Below are 18,083 nucleotides of genomic sequence, written 5' to 3'. Positions count from 1 at the left end.
ACCTCCAGGAGGCTCCTCCATGAGCCGCACGAGCCGCACAAGACGCACGAGCTCCATTCGCCGCTTACGAAGTACGAGCCACATCGTCGGTCCGAGCCGCGCAGACGGTACGAGCCGCACAGCCGGAACGGACCCCGCGAGCCGAGTGCGCCGCGCCGCCGTCAGGCCCCATCGTGGCCGGGCGCCGGCCGCGTTGGGGGCCGTCGCCCTGGCCGCCGCCCTCTTCACCGCACCGCCCGCCCAGGCGGCCCCCACCGCGGCCACCACCCTGGTCGTCAACGCCGACCAGACCCTCCGCTCCGTCACCCACGCGGCGAGCGGCAGCCTGTACGGCCTCGCCGACGCGAGCACCCCGGCCGACGGCCTGGTCACCCCGCTCAAGCCGAACACCTTCGTCCAGATGGCGCCGGGCGGTTCACAGCTCCCCAACGGCGAACCCGCGCCCGGGGGCGACGCGCTGAAGGTGGCGTCCAAGGCCGCGCGGGCCGGCGCCGGAGTCGTCGTCCGCATGCCCGACTGGTACCCGAACTTCCCCTACAAGTGGGTGAGCTGGAGCAACTGGCTGTCCGCCGTGGACACCCAGATCGCGTCGGTCAAGTCCTCGTCCGCCACCAACGTCCGTGCCTACGAGCTGTGGAACGAACCCGACTGGACCTGGGACACCACCGACGCCGGTACGTTCGAGGCGGGTTGGACGCGCACCTACAAGGAGGTACGCGCCAAGGACGCCACCACCCCGATCCAGGGTCCCAGCCACTCGGCGTGGAACCAGAGCTGGATGAGCACGTTCCTCACGGCCGCCAAGGCAGCCGGGACCGTCCCCGACATCATCGCCTGGCACGAACTCCAGGGCTCCCAGGACATCGCGGCGCACGTCGCGGCGTACCGGTCCCTGGAAAGCGGTCTCGGCATCAGCGCACGCCCGATCTCCATCGAGGAGTACGCGACGCCCACCGAGGTGGGGGTGCCGGGTTCGCTCGTCGGTTATGTCGCCAAGTTCGAGCGGGCGGGCGTCCATGACGCCGAGCTCGCCTTCTGGAACCACTACGGCACCCTCGGCGACACCCTCACCGACACCGGCGGATCGCCCAACGGCTCGTACTGGCTGTACAAGTGGTACGGCGACATGTCGGGCAGCATGGTCCCCACCACGCCGCCGGCCCAGACCGGCATCGACGGAGCCGCGTCCCGTACCGGGGACGGCCGGCAGATCAGCGTCGTCTTCGGCGGCGGCACCGGTTCCACGGCCGTGACGGTGAAGGGCCTCGGCTCACTGTCCGCGTTCGGCGGCACGGTGCACGCCAAGCTGGAGTACACCCCGTCCAAGGGCCGCACCACGGCCGTATCGGCCCCGTACACGATCTCGGAGGCCGACTACACGGTCTCGAACGGGTCCGTCACCGTCCCCGTGGCCATGAACGCCTCGGACGGCTACCACCTGGTCATCACCCCCAGCGGCAGCTCCACCTCGCTCGCCGGGACCTACCAGGTCACCAACAAGAACAGCGCCCTCGCCCTGGACACCCAGAGCGCGGGCACGGCCCAGGGCACCGCGGTCGTCCAGGCGACGTCCTCCACCGGCACCAGCCAGTCGTGGACCCTCTCCGCCGCCGGATCCGGCCTCTACCGGATCACCGGCAAGGCGAGCGGCCTGCTGCTCGGCATCACGAACGCGAGCACGGCGGCCGGCGGGACCGCGCTGATCTGGGCGGACAACGGCACCGCGGACCACCTCTGGCAGCTGATCCCGGCCGGTGACGGCTACTACAAGATCGCCAACTACAACAGCGGTCTGCTGCTCGGCGTGAACGGCATGAGCACCTCCACCGGCGCCCAGGTCCTGCAGTGGGACGACAACGGCACCGCCGACCACCTGTGGAGACTGACCTCGCGCTGAGGCGGGCTCCACGGGTACGGGTACGCCCCCGGATGTCGGCCGGGGGCGCACTCGTGGAACAACTCTTCCGGAAACGGCTTCGGAGCCTGATCCGGCAACTGCTCCGGTTCCCGGTCCGGATACCGCTCCGGTTCCCGGTCCGGATACCGCTCCGGTTCCTGGTTCGGATACCGCTCCGGTTCCTGGTTCGGAACCTGATCCGGACACCCGCTCCGGACACCGCTCCGCGCTAGATGAACGAGTTGATCTCGATCGTCTCGGTGCGGCCCGGTCCGACGCCGATCGCGGAGATCGGCGCGCCCGACATCTCCTCCAGCGCCTTCACGTAGTCCTGCGCGTTCTTCGGCAGGTCCGCGAAGGTCTTCGCCTTGGTGATGTCCTCCGACCAGCCGGGGAGGTTCTCGTAGATCGGCTTCGCGTGGTGGAAGTCGGTCTGGGAGTACGGGAGTTCCTCGACGCGCTTGCCGTCGATCTCGTACGCCACGCAGACCGGGATCTCCTCCCAGCCGGTCAGGACGTCCAGCTTGGTGAGGAAGAAGTCGGTCAGACCGTTCACGCGGGTCGCGTAGCGGGCGATGACCGCGTCGAACCAGCCGCAACGCCGGTCACGGCCGGTCGTCACGCCGCGCTCGCCGCCGATGCGCCGAAGCGCGTCGCCGTCCGCGTCGAAGAGCTCGGTCGGGAACGGGCCCGAGCCGACACGGGTCGTGTACGCCTTGAGGATGCCGATGACCCGGCTGATCTTGGTCGGGCCGACGCCGGCGCCCGTGCAGGCGCCGCCCGCGGTCGGGTTGGACGACGTCACGAACGGATACGTGCCGTGGTCGATGTCCAGCAGCGTGCCCTGGCCGCCCTCGAAGAGCACGACCTTGTCCTGCTCCAGCGCCTGGTTGAGGACCAGGACGGTGTCCGCGACGTACGGCTTGAGCCGGTCCGCGTAGCTCAGCAGCTCCTCGACGACCTGGCCCGCCTCGATGGCGCGGCGGTTGTAGAGCTTGGTGAGGAGCTGGTTCTTGACCTCCAGCGCCGCTTCGACCTTCTGGGTGAGGATCGACTCGTCGTAGAGGTCCTGGATGCGGATGCCCACGCGGTTGATCTTGTCCGCGTATGTCGGACCGATGCCGCGCCCGGTGGTGCCGATCTTCCGCTTTCCGAGGAAGCGTTCCGTCACCTTGTCGACAGTGACGTTGTAAGGCGTGATGATATGAGCGTTTCCGCTGATCAGCAGCTTGGAGGTGTCGACGCCGCGCTCGTTCAGTCCGTTCAGCTCGGAGAACAGGACGGACGGGTCGACGACGACTCCGTTGCCGATCACCGGAGTGCACTCCGGCGTGAGGATTCCGGAAGGGAGGAGGTGGAGAGCGTATTTCTGGTCGCCCACGACTACCGTATGGCCGGCGTTGTTGCCGCCCTGGTAGCGCACCACATAGTCCACGGATCCACCGAGCAGGTCGGTGGCCTTTCCCTTGCCTTCGTCACCCCACTGAGCACCGAGCAGCACAAGTGCGGGCACAGGCGTACACCCCTTCCGGGCGGGGCATGTCCAAGGTCGGGGACGTACGCGGCTGGTTCTGGCTACGGCTGCGTACGCCGGCGACCACCATTGGCCGCGACCGTCGGACCGGATGCCCCGGAATAGACGAAGCCCCTGGCGCAAAGGCGCAAGGGGCTCTTGCACAAAGATGCTACCCGAGGAAGCGAGGCAGGACCGAGGTGGCGGCTTCCGACCAGCTCCTGGTGGTCATCGACCCGGTCGCCCGACGGACGGACGGCGAGTCCGTCCGGATCGCGAAAGACGTGCTCAGCGCGGGTGCGGCGACGAAAGTGTGCCTTCCGGAGGGGCCCGAGGAATTCGCTCGGGCACTGATCCGCCGGGGTGCGCGCCGACCCGTCGTCATCGGTGACGACGGTGCCCTGCTGCGGGCGGTGTCCCTGCTGCACCGGCGGCGGGAACTCGCCGCGTGCGGGCTGTCCTTCGTACCCGTGGGCGGTGTGCTGTCGCTGTCCCGTTCGCTCGGGGTGCCGATGGGCGCCGTGGCGGCGGCCAGGGCGGTCCTCGACGGGGCCGAGCGACGGCTCGACCTGCTCGTGGACGACAGTGACGGCGTGGTGCTCGGCGCGCTGCGCATCCCCTCGCTGCCCTCCCGGCCGCCCGCTCCGGTGCACGCGGGAGCACCCGGAGAGGCCGGACCGCACCCCTGGCTCCGCACCTGCCAGTCCCTCGTACGGACCTTCGCCACCCGTCCCTCCCGGCTCGCCGCCACAGCCGGACTCGGGCCCTCCCGGCTGCGGATCGAGGTCGACGGGGTGTGCGTGGTGGATCTGGACCAGCCCGTGGAAGCCGTGTCCGTGACACCGGGCGGATCGGGAACCGGAGCCGAGATCGAGGTCCGCGCGGTGTCCGTGGGGGCCGGGTCCCCGCCCCTGCGGCTGCTGGGCCACAAGGTCACCGTCTCCGGCGCCGACTTCCGCTACCGCGCGGACTCCGTGGTGAGCGGCCCGGTCCGGACCCGGACCTGGACGGTACGGGAATCGGCCTGGGGCCTGACCCTGCCGGCCACCCACTGACCGCTCCGACGGAGCGGGACCGGGGTGCCGCCCGGTCCCGGTCGTCACCCGTCGCCGTACAGCGTCTCGCGGTGGGCGCGCCAGCGTTCCATCATCGCGGCGATCTCGCCGTCGATGAACTCGAAGAACGCGAGGGTCTCGGAGAGCCTCCGCCCGGCGGGAGTCGCGGAACCGAGGGAGTCGACGCCGACGCGCAGGGCCAGCTCCCAGCGCTTGAGCACCGCGTCACGGTTGGTCAGCGCCTCGTACCACTGGTTGCTGTGCACGCGGTACCGCTCGCGCCGCGAACCGGGTTCCCGCTCGCGCGAGACCAAGTGCTGCTGCGCGAGATAGCGCACCGCCCCGGAGACGGCGGCGGGGCTGACCTGGAGCTGCTCGCCGAGTTCGGCGGAGGTCATGGCGCCGGCGTCGGAGGCCAGCAGCGCCGCGAAGACCCGTGAGGGCATCCGCTGCATCCCGGCCTCGACCAGCTGTGCCGCGAAGCCCTCGACGAACTTCGAGACCGCCTCCGGATCCCGTTCCGCCGCGGTCGGTTCGGCCATCTGTCGATCATCTCCCCTGCTCACGCACCGCCGCCGAGTGTATCCAATATTTACACGCTTCCTTAACTTCACAAATTTCTGAAAGAAGCGTACGTTCTGGGCCATGACGAAGGCAATCAGCGTCGCCGGACTGCACAAGTCGTTCGGCAGGACGCACGCGCTGGACGGCCTCGACCTGGAGGTCGAGGCCGGTGAGGTGCACGGCTTCCTCGGCCCCAACGGCTCCGGGAAGTCCACCACCATCCGGGTCCTGCTGGGCCTGCTGCGCGCCGACTCGGGCGCGGCACAGATGCTGGGCATGGACCCCTGGGCCGACGCGGTGGAACTGCACCGCCGGGTCGCCTACGTCCCCGGCGACGTGACCCTGTGGCGCAACCTCTCCGGCGGCGAGGTCATCGACCTCTACGGGCGGCTGCACAACGGGGGCCGCGCCCGGCGCGGCGGGCAGGACGGCAAACGGACCGGCGGTCTCGACCCGGCGCGGCGCGCCGACCTGATCGAGCGCTTCGAACTCGACCCCACCAAGAAGGGGCGCACCTACTCGAAGGGCAACCGCCAGAAGGTCGCCCTCGTCGCCGCCTTCGCCTCGGACGTCGACGTGCTCATCCTGGACGAGCCGACCTCGGGCCTCGACCCGCTGATGGAAGAGGTCTTCCAGCGGTGCGTCCGGGAGGAACGCGACCGGGGCCGCACCATCCTGCTGTCCTCGCACATCCTGAGCGAGGTCGAGGAACTCTGCGACCGCGTCAGCATCATCCGCAAGGGCCAGACCGTCGAGAGCGGCTCCCTCGCCGACCTGCGCCATCTCACCCGCACCAGCGTCACCGCCGAACTCACCGGCCCGCCGAACGGGCTGGCGTCCCTGCCCGGGGTCCACGACCTCGTCGTCCAGGACCTCGACGACCAGGCCGCCGGGGTCCGGCCGGACGGAGTCCGGTGCCGGGTCCGGCTGCACGTCGACACCGACAAACTGAACGCCGTCCTGCGGTCGCTGACCGACTCCGGCGTACGGTCGCTGACCTCGACCCCGCCGACCCTGGAGGAGCTCTTCCTGCGGCACTACCAGGGGGACGTCCCGGCGGACGGTTCCGAAGAGGCGATGGCCCGATGACCGCCACGACCGCCGGCGCCTTCGCCGTACGCGTCGGCGGCTCCCGCCCGCTGGCCGGCACCGGAACGCTCCTGAGGTTCGCGCTGCGCCGCGACCGCGTGATGATGCCGCTGTGGATCGGCGTGACCGGTCTGATGGTGCTCTCCCTGCCGGCCTCGCTGAAGACCGTCTACAGCACCCCGGCCGAACGGGCCACCCTGGCACAGCAGATGCTCACCAACAGCTCCCTGCGCGCCACCTACGGGCCGGTGTTCAGCGACTCGCTCGGCGGACTCACCGCCTGGCGCATCGGCGGCTACGCGGGAGTCCTCGCCGCCATCATGAGCCTGGTCATCGTCGTACGGCACACTCGTGACGAGGAGGAGAGCGGACGGCAGGAACTCGTCTCCGCCGCGATGGTCGGACGGCGGGCTCCGCTGACCGCGGCCCTGCTCGCGGCGCTCGTCGCCAACGGCCTCCTCGCCCTGCTCATCACGGGCGGCCTCGCCGGACAGGGTGGCTCCGGGGCCCTGGCGCTGGGACTCGCCATCGGCGCGACCGGGATGGTCTTCGCGACCATGGCCGCGATCGTCGCCCAGCTGACGGAGAGCGCGCGGCTCGCCAAGGGACTGACGGGCGGGCTGATCGGCGCCGCCTTCGTCCTCAGGGCTGCGGGCGACTCGGCCACCGACGACGGCTCGTCGCCGCTGACCTGGATCTCCCCGGTGGGCTGGCTGGAGAACCTCCGCGCCTTCGCGGACGAACGCTGGTGGGTCCTGCCGATCTTCGTCGCGGCCATCGCCGTACAGGGTGGCGCCGCCTACGCACTCGCCGGGCGGCGCGATGTCGGCATGAGTTTCCTGCCCACCCGGCCGGGACCCGCGACCGGCCGCCTCGGCACCGCCGGAGCGCTGGCCTGGCGGCTGCAACGCGGCGCGGTGCTCGGCTGGAGCCTCGGTTTCCTCGCCGCGGGCGCCGCGTTCGGCGGCATCACGAAGGGGGCCGCGGACCTGGTCGGCGGCAACGCCAAGACCCGCGAGATCATCGAGCGGATGGGCGGGCAGGCCGGGATCACCGACGCGTTCCTCGCCGCCATGGTGAACATGCTGGGCATGGTCGCCGCCCTCTACATCGTCTCCTCCGTGCTCCGGCTGCACGGCGAGGAGACCTCACAGCGCGCCGAACCCCTGCTCGCCGCCGCCGTCGGCCGACTGCGCTGGGCGGGCGGGCACCTCGTCCTCGCCTTCGGCGGCGCGGTCCTCATCATGCTGCTCGGCGGACTCGGCCTCGGTCTCGGCTACGGCTTCGAACTCGGCGCCGTCCTCGGCGCCTGTCTGGTCCAGGTCCCCGCGATCTGGACCCTGGGCGGCGTCGCCGTCCTGCTCCACGGCCTCTCGCCCCGGCTTGCCCCCGGCGCCTGGGCCGTGGCGGGCCTCTCCCTCCTCCTGGGCTGGATCGGCCCCGCCCTGAACATCCCCCAGACCGTCATGGACCTCTCCCCCTTCGGCCACCTCCCGAAGCTGCCGGGCGGCACCATGGCCTGGACACCGGTCCTCGTCCTCACCGGGATCGCGGCGGCCCTCACGGCAGCGGGACTGACGTCCCTGCGCCGCCGCGACCTGACGACCTGAGCGGCGATCCGGGCGGCGAGTCGGCCTGACGGTGTGCGGGCGAGGTGGGCTGACGGGGTGGGCTGACGGGGTGACAGGCGGGACCGGTCCAACGGCGGAAGCAGGCCGACGGCACGACCGGTCGCGAGTACGGCGGTGCGAAAAGGCGCGGCCCGGCGACAGAAAGAGGCCGCGCCACCGGGAAGGGCCTGCCGATGCCGGTCGGCGGCGGAGGCGATGCCGCTCGGAGGCGGAGGCGATGCCGCTCGGAGGCGGAGGCGATGTCTGTCGGCGGGGGCCCAGGTGGTCAGACCTCGACCGACAGACCCTCCAGTCCGCGGATCACGAAGTTCGGACTGCGGACCGGCTCCTCGGTGAGCCGGAGAGCCGGGGCCCTGGTCAGGAGCGCGCTCATGGACGCCGCCAGTTCGAGCCGGGCCAGCGGAGCGCCGATGCAGTAGTGGATACCCGCGCTGAAGGAGATGTGCGGGTTCTCCGCCCGGGACAGGTCCAGCGTCTCCGGGGCCGCGAACACCTCGGCGTCACGGTTCGCCGAACCGAAGAGCATCGCGATCTCCGCACCCCGGGGGACCGTCGTCCCGTCGATCTCGATGTCGTCCAGCACCCAGCGCTCGAACAGCTGGAGCGGGGTGTCGTAGCGCATCAGCTCCTCCACCGCCGTGGGGATCAGGGTGTGGTCCGCCCGCAGCGCCGCCAGCTGCCCGGGGTGCCGGAACAGGGTCCACCAGCCGGTCACCGTCGAGTTGACCGTCGCCTCGTGCCCCGCGTTCAGCAGCAGCACACAGGTGGAGATCATCTCCTGCTCGGTGAGCCGGTCTCCCTCGTCGTGCGCCGTGATGAGCCCCGAGATCAGATCGTCCGCCGGCTCCTTGCGGCGGGCCTCGATCAGCCCCCGGAGGTACTCGGTGAACTCCACCGACGCCCGCACCGCCTTCCGCGCCACCTCCTCGGACGGATTCAGCTCGTACATCCCGCAGATGTCCGCCGACCAGGGCCGCAACGGCGCCCGTTCGGACTCCGGGACACCCAGCATCTCCGCGATCACCGACACCGGCAGCGGCTCCGCCACATCGGTCAGCAGATCCCCGCCGCCCGCCTCCACCAGCCGGCCGACCAGCTCACCCGCCAGCCCCTCCACATACGGCTTCAGCCGCTCGACCGTGCGGGGCGTGAACGCCTTCGACACCAGCCGCCGGATCCGCGTGTGGTCCGGGGGCTCCAGATCGAGCATCCCGTGATCGTTGAGCACATGGAACGGTTCGTGCTCCGGCGGCGGCGCCGTCCGCCCGAAGTCCTCGTGCGTGAACCGGTGCTGATACGTCCGGCCCAGCCGGCGGTCCCGCAGCAGCGCCGACACATCCGCGTGGTGCGGCACCAGCCACTGGTTCGTCGGCTCGTAGTAGTGCACCCGGCCCCGCGCGCGCAGTTCCTCGTACGCCGGGTACGGGTCCGCCACGAACGCCGGATCCCACGGGTCGAAGGTGGCCCGCGAACTCTCCAAAGCTGCCATGAAAGGACGCTAGCCCGACCTGCCCCCCGCTGAACAGGGCCGTCCTGACAGCGGGCCGCCGCCTCCCCTCCCGGTCACCCGCCGCCTCCCCTCCCGGTCACCCGGCGGATCCGGCTCCTGCCCGTCGCCCCGTGCGCCCGCCGTGCCACGGTCACCGGGGCGCGACCGGCCGTGCCACGGTCATCTCGGGGTGACCAGGCGGGCCTCGTACGCGAACACAGCCGCCTGCGTCCGGTCCCGCAGGCCCAGCTTCACCAGGATGCGGCTCACATGGGTCTTGATCGTCGACTCCGCGACGACGAGCCGCGCGGCGATCTCCGCGTTCGACAGCCCCTGCGCGATCAGCACCAGCACCTCCGTCTCCCGATCGGTCAGATCCCCGTACGCCGCGTGCGCCGTCGCCGACAGCCGGGGCGCGTCCGCGAGCTTGGAGAACTCCGTGATCAGCCGCCTGGTGACCGAGGGGGCGAGCAGCGCCTCCCCGGCCGACACCACCCTCACCCCGTCGGCGAGCTGGCGGGCCGAGGCATCCTTGAGCAGGAACCCGGACGCCCCTGCCCGCAGCGCCTGATACACGTACTCGTCGAGATCGAACGTCGTCAGCACCAGCACCTTCGCGGCACCGTCCGCGGCGACGATCTCCCGGGTCGCGTCGATCCCGTTCATCTCCGGCATGCGGATGTCCATCAGCACGACGTCCGGTTGCAGCTCGCGGACCCGGTCGACCGCCTCCCGGCCGTTGACCGCCTCACCGACCACCTCGATGTCCGGCATCGCGCCGAGCAGCACGGAGAAGCCCTCGCGGACCATCATCTGGTCGTCGGCGATCAGTACGCGGATCGCGCGGCCCGTGCCGCCCGTCATCCGGTCTCCTCCCCCGACGGCACCGGCAGGAACACCGCCACCTCATACCCTCCGTCGTCCATGACGCCCGTCGTCATCTCACCGTCCAGCATCGTGACCCGCTCGCGCATGCCCGTGATGCCGTGCCCCGCGCCGTGCGTGGACTTCTCCAGGGTCGTCACCGGCGCGGGACCGTTGACTATGCGCAGGCCGAGCCCACCGAGGACATAACCGATCTCGACGCGGGCCGACGCTCCCGGCGCATGCCGCAGGGTGTTGCTGAGAGCCTCCTGGACTATCCGGTACGCCGACAGCTCGACGCCCTGCGGAAGCTCGCGCACCGCGCCGGTGACCGCCTTCTCCACGGTCAGACCCGCGTCCCGCACATTGGCGAGAAGCACGTCCAGATCGGCGAGAGTGGGCTGCGGCGCGTCCGGGGCCTCGTAGTCCTCGGCCCTGACCACGCCCAGCACCCGGCGCAGCTCGGTCAGCGCCGCCACCGCGTTCTCCCGGATCGTGACGAAGGCCTGCTCCAGCTCCGGGGGCGGATTCTCCACCCGGTAGGGCGCCGCCTCCGCCTGGATGGCGACCACCGACATATGGTGCGCCACCACATCGTGCAGCTCGCGGGCGATCGTCGTGCGCTCTTCCAGGAGGGTGCGCCTGGAACGCTCCTGCGCCGTCTCCGACTGGTGGGCCGTCACCTCCTGCTCGGCCTCCCTGCGTATGTTCAGGACCGTGACGACCAGGAGGACCAGCGCGGAGAGGAAGAGCATCGGGGACGTGTTGACGCTGTAATAGCCCCCGCCGAAGAGCGTGTCCGCGAGCAGGCCGTAACCGGCGGTCAGCAGCCACATCCAGGCCGCGACGCGGGGGCGTGACCGCAGCGCCACGACCGTCATCACGGTGATGTGCGCCATGAAACTGCCGGGCGCCCACGGCCAGTCGCCCCAGCTGCTGCCGAACATGGCGACGACCGGGGTCGCCGCCATCGAGAGCCAGAAGGCGCCGACCGGGCGGACGAGGGTCGCCAGGACCGGGATCAGAGCGAGGAGCCCGCACAGCAGGGGGGCGAACGGGCCGCCGACGGCTGTGTAGCCCGCGGCCATCGCCAGCAGCCCGGCCGCCACCACCGTCCCGTGTGGGATCCAGGCCGCCTTTGCACGCAGGGCTCCGGGGAGGCGGCGGGTGAGAAAGCCGTCCGTGCGCCTGGGAGGGAGCGGGCGGTAGGCGAAGGCGTCGTGGAACATGTCCTGCCGCAGGCCGCGCACGGCGTCCGCGGCGATGCGGTGCTCCGGGCTTCGGGGCTTGGCCCCCGCACCACCGGGGGGCGGGGGTGTCGTCTGCGTCTGGGTCGTCTCGGTCACGTTCAAAACGGTAGGGCCGGGCGGGGTGTGTGGTCGTCACCTGCGAGGAGGGTCCTTGCGGGTCCGTCTCAGGTACTACGGGTAGGGCCGGGGTGAAGCCCCGGGGACTCCCGGGGTGGGTGCAGAGCCCCGGGGATCATAGGGGTGGGTGCCGAGCTCCGGGGACCGTAGGGCGAGTCAGTAGCCCGTGGGGCGGATCAGACCTGATTCGTAGGCGAAGACCGCTGCTTGGGTGCGGTCGCGCAGGCCGAGTTTGACGAGGATGCGGCCCACGTGGGTTTTCACGGTCTGCTCGGCCACCACCAGGCGTTGGGCGATCTCGGCGTTGGAGAGGCCCTGGGCGATGTGGGCCAGGACCTCGGTCTCGCGTTCGGTGAGGTCGCCGATCCGTTGCTTGAGGGGCGCGCGCGGGGTGGAGCCGAGGCGGGAGAACTCGGCGATGAGGCGACGGGTGATGCCGGGAGCGAGCAGGGCGTCGCCGGCCGCGACCACGCGGACCGCCTCCGCGAGTTGGTCGGCCGAGGCGTCCTTGAGGAGGAAACCGGAGGCACCGGCGCGGAGTGCTTCGTAGACGTACTCGTCGAGGTCGAAGGTGGTGAGCACCAGGACCTTGATGTGCGGCGTGTCGGTGGTGATGCGACGGGTCGCCTCGATGCCGCCGAGTTCGGGCATGCGGATGTCCATCAGGACGACGTCCGGGGAGAGTTCGGCGACCTTGAGGATCGCGTCGAGTCCGTCGACGGCCTGGCCGACCACCTCGATGCCGGGGTGGGTGTTGAGCAGCACGGTGAATCCCTGCCGGACCATCTGCTGGTCGTCGGCGATCAGTACGCGGATGGTGCCGCTCATGGTCGTCATGGCTTCTCTTCTCCTGGGAGGCCTGTACAGATTTCGTCTGGGAGGCTGGTGAAGGTACCTCCGGTCCGGGCGGCATCGTGGGCGGGCGCATCGTCGTCGGTGGGTGCGGCGCCGTGGCCGTTGCCCGGGAGGAAGGCCGCCACCGCGAATCCGCCGCACGACGTCTCCGAGGTCACGAGGGTGCCACCCAGCATCGCGACGCGCTCGCGCATGCCGAGCAGTCCGTGTCCCGCGCCCGGGGACGGCGGAGCGGGACGCTCGGGCCGCGAGTTGACGACTCTCACCTGGAGACCTCGCGGGAAGTGCCAGAGCTCCACCTTGACGGCGGAACCCGGCGCGTGGCGCAGGGCGTTGCTCAGTGCCTCCTGGATGATCCGGTAGGCCGACAGTTCGACGCCGGGCGCCAGGGGAAGCTGTTCCCCGCTGATCTCCGTGGTCACGTCCAGTCCCGCGGCGCGGGTGTTCTCGACCAGGGCGTCGAGGCGGCCCAGCGTGGGCTGCGGGGCATCCGGCGCCACGCCGGCACCCGCGCCGAGTCCGTACGGATCCTCAGGATTCTCCGAACGCAGCACTCCGAGCACCCGGCGCAACTCGGTCAGCGCCTCCAGGGCGTTCTGCCGGATGCCCTCCAGGTTCTCCTTCAGTTCGTCGGTCGGGTTCTCGACCAGGTGCGGGGCGACCTGTGCCTGAATGGAGATCACCGACATGTGGTGCGCGACCACGTCATGGAGTTCGCGCGCGATACGGCTGCGCTCCTCCAGGACCGTGCGGCGGGCACGCTCCTCCTCGGTCAGGAACGCCTGCTCGACCAGTTGGGTCCGGGCCTCCCGGCGACCGCGCAGCGCCGTTCCGAGAAGGACGACGGCGGCGAAGACCACGACCGCCAGCGCTCCCGTCGGGTAGTACGAGGGTCCCGGGTGGTACGAGGGTCCAGGGAGCATGCCCGTCGGAGGGTACGACGGTTCGCCGGCCAGGCCCTGCAGCGCATAGGTGGCCAGACAGGTCAGGGACAGCGCGCCGACAGCGACGCGCGTGGGCAGCCGCAGGGCGAGCAGGAAGAGCACGAAGGCCTGCGCCGTCATCGTGGACGTGCTCCAAGGCCAGTCCGGTCCCGGTCCCGGGTTGGCCGCCACCATGTCCGAGCGGGCAGCGGCGGCGGCGACCACGGTGACGCCGAGCGACAGCCACCAGGCCGGCACGGGACGCCACAGCGCGAACACGATCGCCACGCCCAGCGCGAGGCCGCTCACCGTGCCCAGCAATCCCAGTCGATAGCCGTCGCTCAGCTCGTCCATGGCCGCCAGCCCGAGGCAGAGGGCGATCAGGCACACCACGACATGCGGCAGGCGGCGCAGCCAACGGGGCCGGGACAGCGGTGGCAGCGGCGCGGCCGCCGGCACCGCGAGCTCGGCCAGGATCCCGCGCAGGAACGGGAAAGGGGCCTGGGCCAGTGTCTGAACGCGGGTGCCTCTGGAGGAACGGAGGCCACGGCTGGTGGGCACGGTGGTGAGGTCACCGCGGAAGGGTGCGGTAATGGGGTCACCGCCGATGGGTGCGCCGATGGGTGCGGCTGCGGGGACAGCGGCGGAAGCCTCGGACACGGGAGCGGCGGCAAAGGTCTCGGACACGGGGGCGGGGGCGGAGGTCTCGGGCACGCCGGTATGGGCAGGGGTCTCGGGCGGGTGTGAGGGGGCGTCAGGGAGCGTGGCGGGCTCGCTGTTCGGGGGCCGGTGCTCCTCGCTGGTCACGTCGTCAAGCCTAGGCACGAGGCGCCGCCTCGGGTGTGGCCGGGCCACGACCGCGGTGGACGCGGACGACTCGGGACGGGCGTCCCGTGGGGCGGCGCGGTCCCCGCTCGTGGATGCTGAAGGCGCACCAGCACAGGGCGAGGGCACAGAGAAACACGGGCAGCCAGGCGACTCTCGCGGCCACCCAGGCCAGGGAGTCGGGGGTGGTGTGCAGGCCGGGAAGCCGGCCCGCGAGCAGGCCGAGGGCGGTCACCGCCATCAGCGACGTCTGGTGCCAGAGGAATATCGTCATCGCGGAGAGGTTGGCGAAGGCCGTGCCCGCCCAGACGGCGGGGCGCCGCATTCCCCGGCGCAGCTGCTCGCGCAGCAGCAGGGCGAGTCCGCACTGGGCAAGCCCGAAGGTGACCGCGGCCAGCGTCGGCGGGTTCAGGTTGGAGACGGCGGCCCCCGGTATGCCGACCATGGACGCCGGATAACCGGCCCACGTCACCAGCACCGCCGTCGTCACCGCGCCGCCGCCGAACAGTACCCAGCCCGCGCGCCGCCGCTCCAGCTCGCCGCGTGTCCAGGCGGCGCCCAGCGCGTACGGCACCAGCCAGCCCGCCGCGAGGTTCACCCAGCCGAGCCACGCCGGGCCGCCGAAGCCGAAGCGGATGACGTCCACGTGGAGGACGACGGCCAGCGGCCACAGCGGGTTGAGGCGGGTCAGCAGCGGTGTCGCCGCGGTCAGTCCGGCGAAGACCACCAGGAACCAGAGCGGGGACAGTGCCAGCTTCACGAGTGTGTGCACCGTGCCGAGGTCCGCACCGGACGCGATCAGACAGGCCGTCGCCACCGCCCAGAGCACCAGCACCGCCGCCACCGGCCTCAGGAGGCGGCCCGTCCGGGCGCGCAGCCACTGTCCGTACGTCGTGCCGCGCGCCCGGGCCGACGCGTAGCTCTTCGTCGCCACATGGCCGCCCACCAGGAAGAACACGGCAAGCGTCTGGAAGAGCCACGAGATCGGCGTCAGATAGGGCATGTGCTGCAACGGGCTCGCCGTACGCAGTGCGCCGCCGTCCGCGACCAGCGCGGTCACCAGCCAGTGGCCCAGCACGACGCCCAGGATCGCGAGGGCGCGCAGGGCGTCGACGGCGCGGTCCCGCTCGACGGGGGTGGCGCGCTCGATGCGGTGGATCGCGGTCCGTACGCCGGTCAGGGCGGTCGTGCCGGTCAGGTCACGCACGGGTCACCTCCGAGGTGTCGCCGAGGACGATGCGGGCGAGGTTGGCCAGGGACACCGAGCCCGGTGCGAAGTAGTCGCTGTGGCCGCCGGTGCCCGCCTGGAAGACCCGCGCGCCGAAGGACGGGGACACCGGGTCGGGGCCGAGACCGACGGTCGTACCGAAGAGGCCGACGCTCACGTGCGGGACGTACGCGATCCAGTCGGCGGAGCCGCGGGCCGCCCAGACGCGGGCGGAGGTGCGCAGCGCGGCGGCGGACGAGGCTCCGGTGCCCGGACTGCCCACGACGACGATGTCGCTCACGTCCAGGCCCGGGGCCGCGCGGCCGCAGACCACCGTGCCGTACGAGTGGCACAGCAGGGACAGGTGCGCCGACCGGCCGACGACACCGCGCAGTTGGCGCAGGAACGCCCGTAAGAGGTGGGCCGCCCGATCCGCGCGGTCCGTCGTCAGGACCGTGGTGCTCACGGTGCCGGGCGTCTCGTAGCCGAGCCAGGCGAGGACGGCGCCGCGCGGGCCGAGTCGGTCGTGCAGGGCGACGGCACCGGCGCGGAAACGGCCGTACGTCTCCAGCGTGGTGTCCGAACCCGGCACCAGGACCGCCACGCGGTCGGCGTGGGCGAGGTCGCCGAAGACCTCGACGGCCCGGCCGGGTCCCCGGCCGTCGTAGGAGAGGAAACGCCGGGAGGGGACGGCCATGGCGCGGTCGGCGGCGGCCCGGGTGCGGTCGCCGTGGTCCGCGGCCATCCGGGCCGCCCGCGCGGCGTTGGCCCGGTTCGCCTCGTACGCCTTGTCCAGTGTCGCGGCCGTCAGTGGTGCGAGGACCGCGGGTGCCGGCGCGGGGATCTCAGGGCGGGCGGCGCCGGACACGGGGACGACGACCGCGGCCGTGACGAGCGCGGCGAGCAGCGTCCGGCGCAGCCGACGGGCGAACCCGTCTCCGGATCGGCGGTTCGGGACTTCGACGCGTCGGAGAGGGGCCTCGACGCGGCGGCCGGGGTCTTCGACACGGTGGAAAGGGACTTCGACGCGGGGGCAAGCGGCTTCGGCACTGGGACAAGGGGCTTCGACGAGGAGGCGAGGAGCTTCGACGCGAGGACAAGGAGCTTCGGGCGCTGCGGGTGGTGCGCTCGGCCTGCCCCCTGGCGGGTCCACGGGGACGTCCGCTCTCACCTTGCCGATCGGCTGCGCCCGGAAATCCATGGTGTCCGCCCCTCCCCGTCCGCCCGTTCATCGGGCGTCGCTGGAAGGGAAATTACGGATCGTCACCTGTCGTCCGCGTCCCGCTGCGGACCCCATCTGGAAAGTAGCTCTCAGGTACTACGGGTATGACCAGGGTTCGGACGAGTAAGGTCAACTTCCCTGCTTTCCAAGGTTGTTGAGGCCCTTTGGCTGCAGGTCAGTCGCCCGGCCACCAGGTCGGTCGCCGGTCGCCGGTCGCCGAGTGTCGAGTGTCGGTCGTCCGACTACCAGGCCAGTTGGGCGATCTCCTCCGCCACCACGGCACAGGCGTCGGCGGCCGGGTCGATCAGAGGGAAGTGGCCGACGCCCTCCAGAAGCGTCAGACCGACCACCTCGCCCGCCTTGGCCGCCGCGTCCGCGTACGACTCGGCGACCGCCTGCGGAACGACGATGTCGGTACGGCCCTGGACGAGGGTGGTGGCGATGCCGGTGGGAAGCAGCCGCACCGGGTCGGCGTACGGCAGGCGTTCCGCGAACGTCGCTTCTCCGCCCAGGAGTTGGCGGGACGCCCCGCCGCAGACATCGAGCTTCTCCGCAACCTGGAAGTCCGCGATCGGGGCGAGGGCGACGACACCGCGCAGTGGCGCGGGGCGCTCTGTGCGCCAGGGCGCGTCGTCCGGCAGGAGGTGACGGGCCGCGGCCCACAGGGCCAGGTGACCGCCCGCCGAGTGGCCGGTGATCACCATGCGCCCGGGGTCGGCCTGCGGGAGCGCCGCGCGTACGAGGGCGGGCAGAGCGTCGAGCGCGGCGGCCACGTCGTCGAAGGTGTCGGGCCACCGGCCGGCGACCGGAGTTCCGGCGCCGGTGCCGCCCTGAGCCCTGTCATCGCCTCGGTCGCCGGATCCGTCGGCCCCGGAAGAGGCCGCGCCGTCCGGTCCGGGGGTCGGGGGGCCGCCCTGCGCGGGGATCGCGGGCCCGCCCGGCGCGGAAGACGTCGCCTGGCCGCGGCGGTACTCGACGTTCGCCACGGCGAATCCGCGGCGGGTCAGGAAGTCGGCGAACGGGGTGATGTGGCGGCGATCGTACGGGGCCCGCCAGGCACCACCGTGCAGGACGACCACGAGAGGGGTGAGGACCGCCGGGTCGGGCTCGCGCGGGGCGTAGAAGTCGATCACCTGGTCGGGGTGGTCGCCGTACGCCATGGTGACGTCGGGGTCCACGGCCGGGTGCGAGAAGGCGGATGCCTCTTCGGCGGCGTCGCGCGCGATGGCGGCACCGTCCCGGGGTGCACCTTCCGGAGACGCACCGTCCCGAGGTGCACCGTCGCGCTGTGCGCCCGCGCGGTGCCGCGCCGCGGCGTCGTCGCCGTCCCGGGATACGGCGTCGTCCTGCATGCTCCAACCTCTCAGCGGTGAAACGGATTTGGCGGACCAAGGAACAATTCGGCCGTCGGCCGGGACGGTATCAGGCCGGTGACGTGCGCTAACAACGGGTTGTCACGCTCGGTGACCCGGCGGTACCGGGCGGAGCCGACACCCGGCGGTACCGGGCAGGGCCGGAGGGATTTCACTCCCTCCGCCCCTGCCCTCCCCCATCGTCCCTGGGGTTCGCCCCAGACCCCGCT

The 18,083-nt window shown here is 71.6% G+C and carries 14 protein-coding genes; 4 read left to right on the top strand and 10 right to left on the bottom strand.

The window, feature by feature from the left end:
* Window positions 1-193: 193 nt before the first annotated feature.
* The gene (locus ACFYW8_RS38885; RefSeq protein WP_389090090.1) at window positions 194-1,897 is read left to right on the top strand and encodes an RICIN domain-containing protein; all 1,704 of its coding nucleotides are present in this window, start codon (window positions 194-196) and stop codon (window positions 1,895-1,897) included.
* Window positions 1,898-2,126: 229 nt separating this feature from the next.
* Here ACFYW8_RS38885 and ACFYW8_RS38880 read toward each other — a convergent pair whose 3' ends face one another.
* Complete coding sequence (locus ACFYW8_RS38880; RefSeq protein WP_389090087.1) at window positions 2,127-3,410, bottom strand: adenylosuccinate synthase; 1,284 nt, start codon at window positions 3,408-3,410, stop codon at window positions 2,127-2,129.
* 200 nt (window positions 3,411-3,610) lie between these two features.
* On the opposite strand from ACFYW8_RS38880, the gene ACFYW8_RS38875 reads away from it, so the two are divergent.
* Entirely contained in the window at window positions 3,611-4,465 is an 855-nt protein-coding gene (locus ACFYW8_RS38875) for a diacylglycerol kinase family protein (RefSeq protein ID WP_389090084.1), read from the top strand.
* 44 nt (window positions 4,466-4,509) lie between these two features.
* On the opposite strand, the gene ACFYW8_RS38870 is transcribed toward ACFYW8_RS38875, so the two are convergent.
* Entirely contained in the window at window positions 4,510-5,007 is a 498-nt protein-coding gene (locus tag ACFYW8_RS38870) for a GbsR/MarR family transcriptional regulator (RefSeq protein WP_389090081.1), read from the bottom strand.
* 103 nt (window positions 5,008-5,110) lie between these two features.
* On the opposite strand from ACFYW8_RS38870, the gene ACFYW8_RS38865 reads away from it, so the two are divergent.
* Together ACFYW8_RS38865 and ACFYW8_RS38860 are read left to right on the top strand one after the other, a co-directional pair.
* Entirely contained in the window at window positions 5,111-6,118 is a 1,008-nt protein-coding gene (locus ACFYW8_RS38865; protein ID WP_389090078.1) for an ATP-binding cassette domain-containing protein, read from the top strand.
* The gene (locus tag ACFYW8_RS38860) at window positions 6,115-7,728 is read left to right on the top strand and encodes an ABC transporter permease (RefSeq protein WP_389090075.1); all 1,614 of its coding nucleotides are present in this window, start codon (window positions 6,115-6,117) and stop codon (window positions 7,726-7,728) included. Before ACFYW8_RS38865 ends, ACFYW8_RS38860 begins: the two co-directional genes overlap by 4 nt.
* 286 nt (window positions 7,729-8,014) lie before the next feature.
* Here ACFYW8_RS38860 and ACFYW8_RS38855 read toward each other — a convergent pair whose 3' ends face one another.
* From ACFYW8_RS38855 to ACFYW8_RS38820, 8 genes are all read right to left on the bottom strand, one after another.
* Complete coding sequence (locus ACFYW8_RS38855; RefSeq protein WP_389090072.1) at window positions 8,015-9,238, bottom strand: cytochrome P450; 1,224 nt, start codon at window positions 9,236-9,238, stop codon at window positions 8,015-8,017.
* A gap of 180 nt (window positions 9,239-9,418) precedes the next feature.
* Window positions 9,419-10,102 (bottom strand): response regulator transcription factor, encoded by a 684-nt coding sequence (locus ACFYW8_RS38850; protein ID WP_261706724.1) that lies wholly within the window; start codon window positions 10,100-10,102, stop codon window positions 9,419-9,421.
* On the bottom strand, window positions 10,099-11,448 hold the full coding sequence (locus tag ACFYW8_RS38845; protein WP_389090067.1) for a sensor histidine kinase: 1,350 nt from the start codon (window positions 11,446-11,448) through the stop codon (window positions 10,099-10,101). The genes ACFYW8_RS38850 and ACFYW8_RS38845 overlap by 4 nt, the downstream gene beginning before the upstream one ends.
* Before the next feature lie 177 nt (window positions 11,449-11,625).
* Window positions 11,626-12,306, bottom strand: coding sequence for a response regulator transcription factor (locus ACFYW8_RS38840; RefSeq protein ID WP_365878980.1), 681 nt, complete (start codon window positions 12,304-12,306; stop codon window positions 11,626-11,628).
* Entirely contained in the window at window positions 12,303-13,706 is a 1,404-nt protein-coding gene (locus ACFYW8_RS38835; RefSeq protein ID WP_389090159.1) for a sensor histidine kinase, read from the bottom strand. Before ACFYW8_RS38835 ends, ACFYW8_RS38840 begins: the two co-directional genes overlap by 4 nt.
* A 358-nt stretch (window positions 13,707-14,064) precedes the next feature.
* Window positions 14,065-15,279, bottom strand: a complete 1,215-nt coding sequence (locus tag ACFYW8_RS38830) for an acyltransferase (protein WP_389090062.1) — start codon at window positions 15,277-15,279, stop codon at window positions 14,065-14,067.
* Entirely contained in the window at window positions 15,272-16,147 is an 876-nt protein-coding gene (locus ACFYW8_RS38825; protein WP_389090059.1) for an alpha/beta hydrolase, read from the bottom strand. Before ACFYW8_RS38825 ends, ACFYW8_RS38830 begins: the two co-directional genes overlap by 8 nt.
* A gap of 596 nt (window positions 16,148-16,743) precedes the next feature.
* Window positions 16,744-17,853 (bottom strand): alpha/beta hydrolase, encoded by a 1,110-nt coding sequence (locus ACFYW8_RS38820; protein ID WP_389090056.1) that lies wholly within the window; start codon window positions 17,851-17,853, stop codon window positions 16,744-16,746.
* Window positions 17,854-18,083: the final 230 nt, after the last annotated feature.

The sequence above is a fragment of the Streptomyces sp. NPDC002742 genome, from assembly GCF_042888885.1.
GTDB lineage: Bacteria > Actinomycetota > Actinomycetes > Streptomycetales > Streptomycetaceae > Streptomyces.
Note: the sequence above shows the minus strand (reverse complement) of the source record. Positions and strands in the feature narration are given on the sequence as shown.

Excerpts from the sequence above, each read along its gene's own strand:
- ACFYW8_RS38865 (WP_389090078.1), top strand. The coding sequence starts at position 5,111 with ATGACGAAGGCAATCAGCGTCGCCGGACTGCACAAGTCGTTCGGCAGG.
- ACFYW8_RS38840 (WP_365878980.1), bottom strand. The coding sequence starts at position 12,306 with ATGACGACCATGAGCGGCACCATCCGCGTACTGATCGCCGACGACCAG.
- ACFYW8_RS38860 (WP_389090075.1), top strand. The coding sequence starts at position 6,115 with ATGACCGCCACGACCGCCGGCGCCTTCGCCGTACGCGTCGGCGGCTCC.
- ACFYW8_RS38855 (WP_389090072.1), bottom strand. The coding sequence starts at position 9,238 with ATGGCAGCTTTGGAGAGTTCGCGGGCCACCTTCGACCCGTGGGATCCG.
- ACFYW8_RS38850 (WP_261706724.1), bottom strand. The coding sequence starts at position 10,102 with ATGACGGGCGGCACGGGCCGCGCGATCCGCGTACTGATCGCCGACGAC.
- ACFYW8_RS38820 (WP_389090056.1), bottom strand. The coding sequence starts at position 17,853 with ATGCAGGACGACGCCGTATCCCGGGACGGCGACGACGCCGCGGCGCGG.
- ACFYW8_RS38870 (WP_389090081.1), bottom strand. The coding sequence starts at position 5,007 with ATGGCCGAACCGACCGCGGCGGAACGGGATCCGGAGGCGGTCTCGAAG.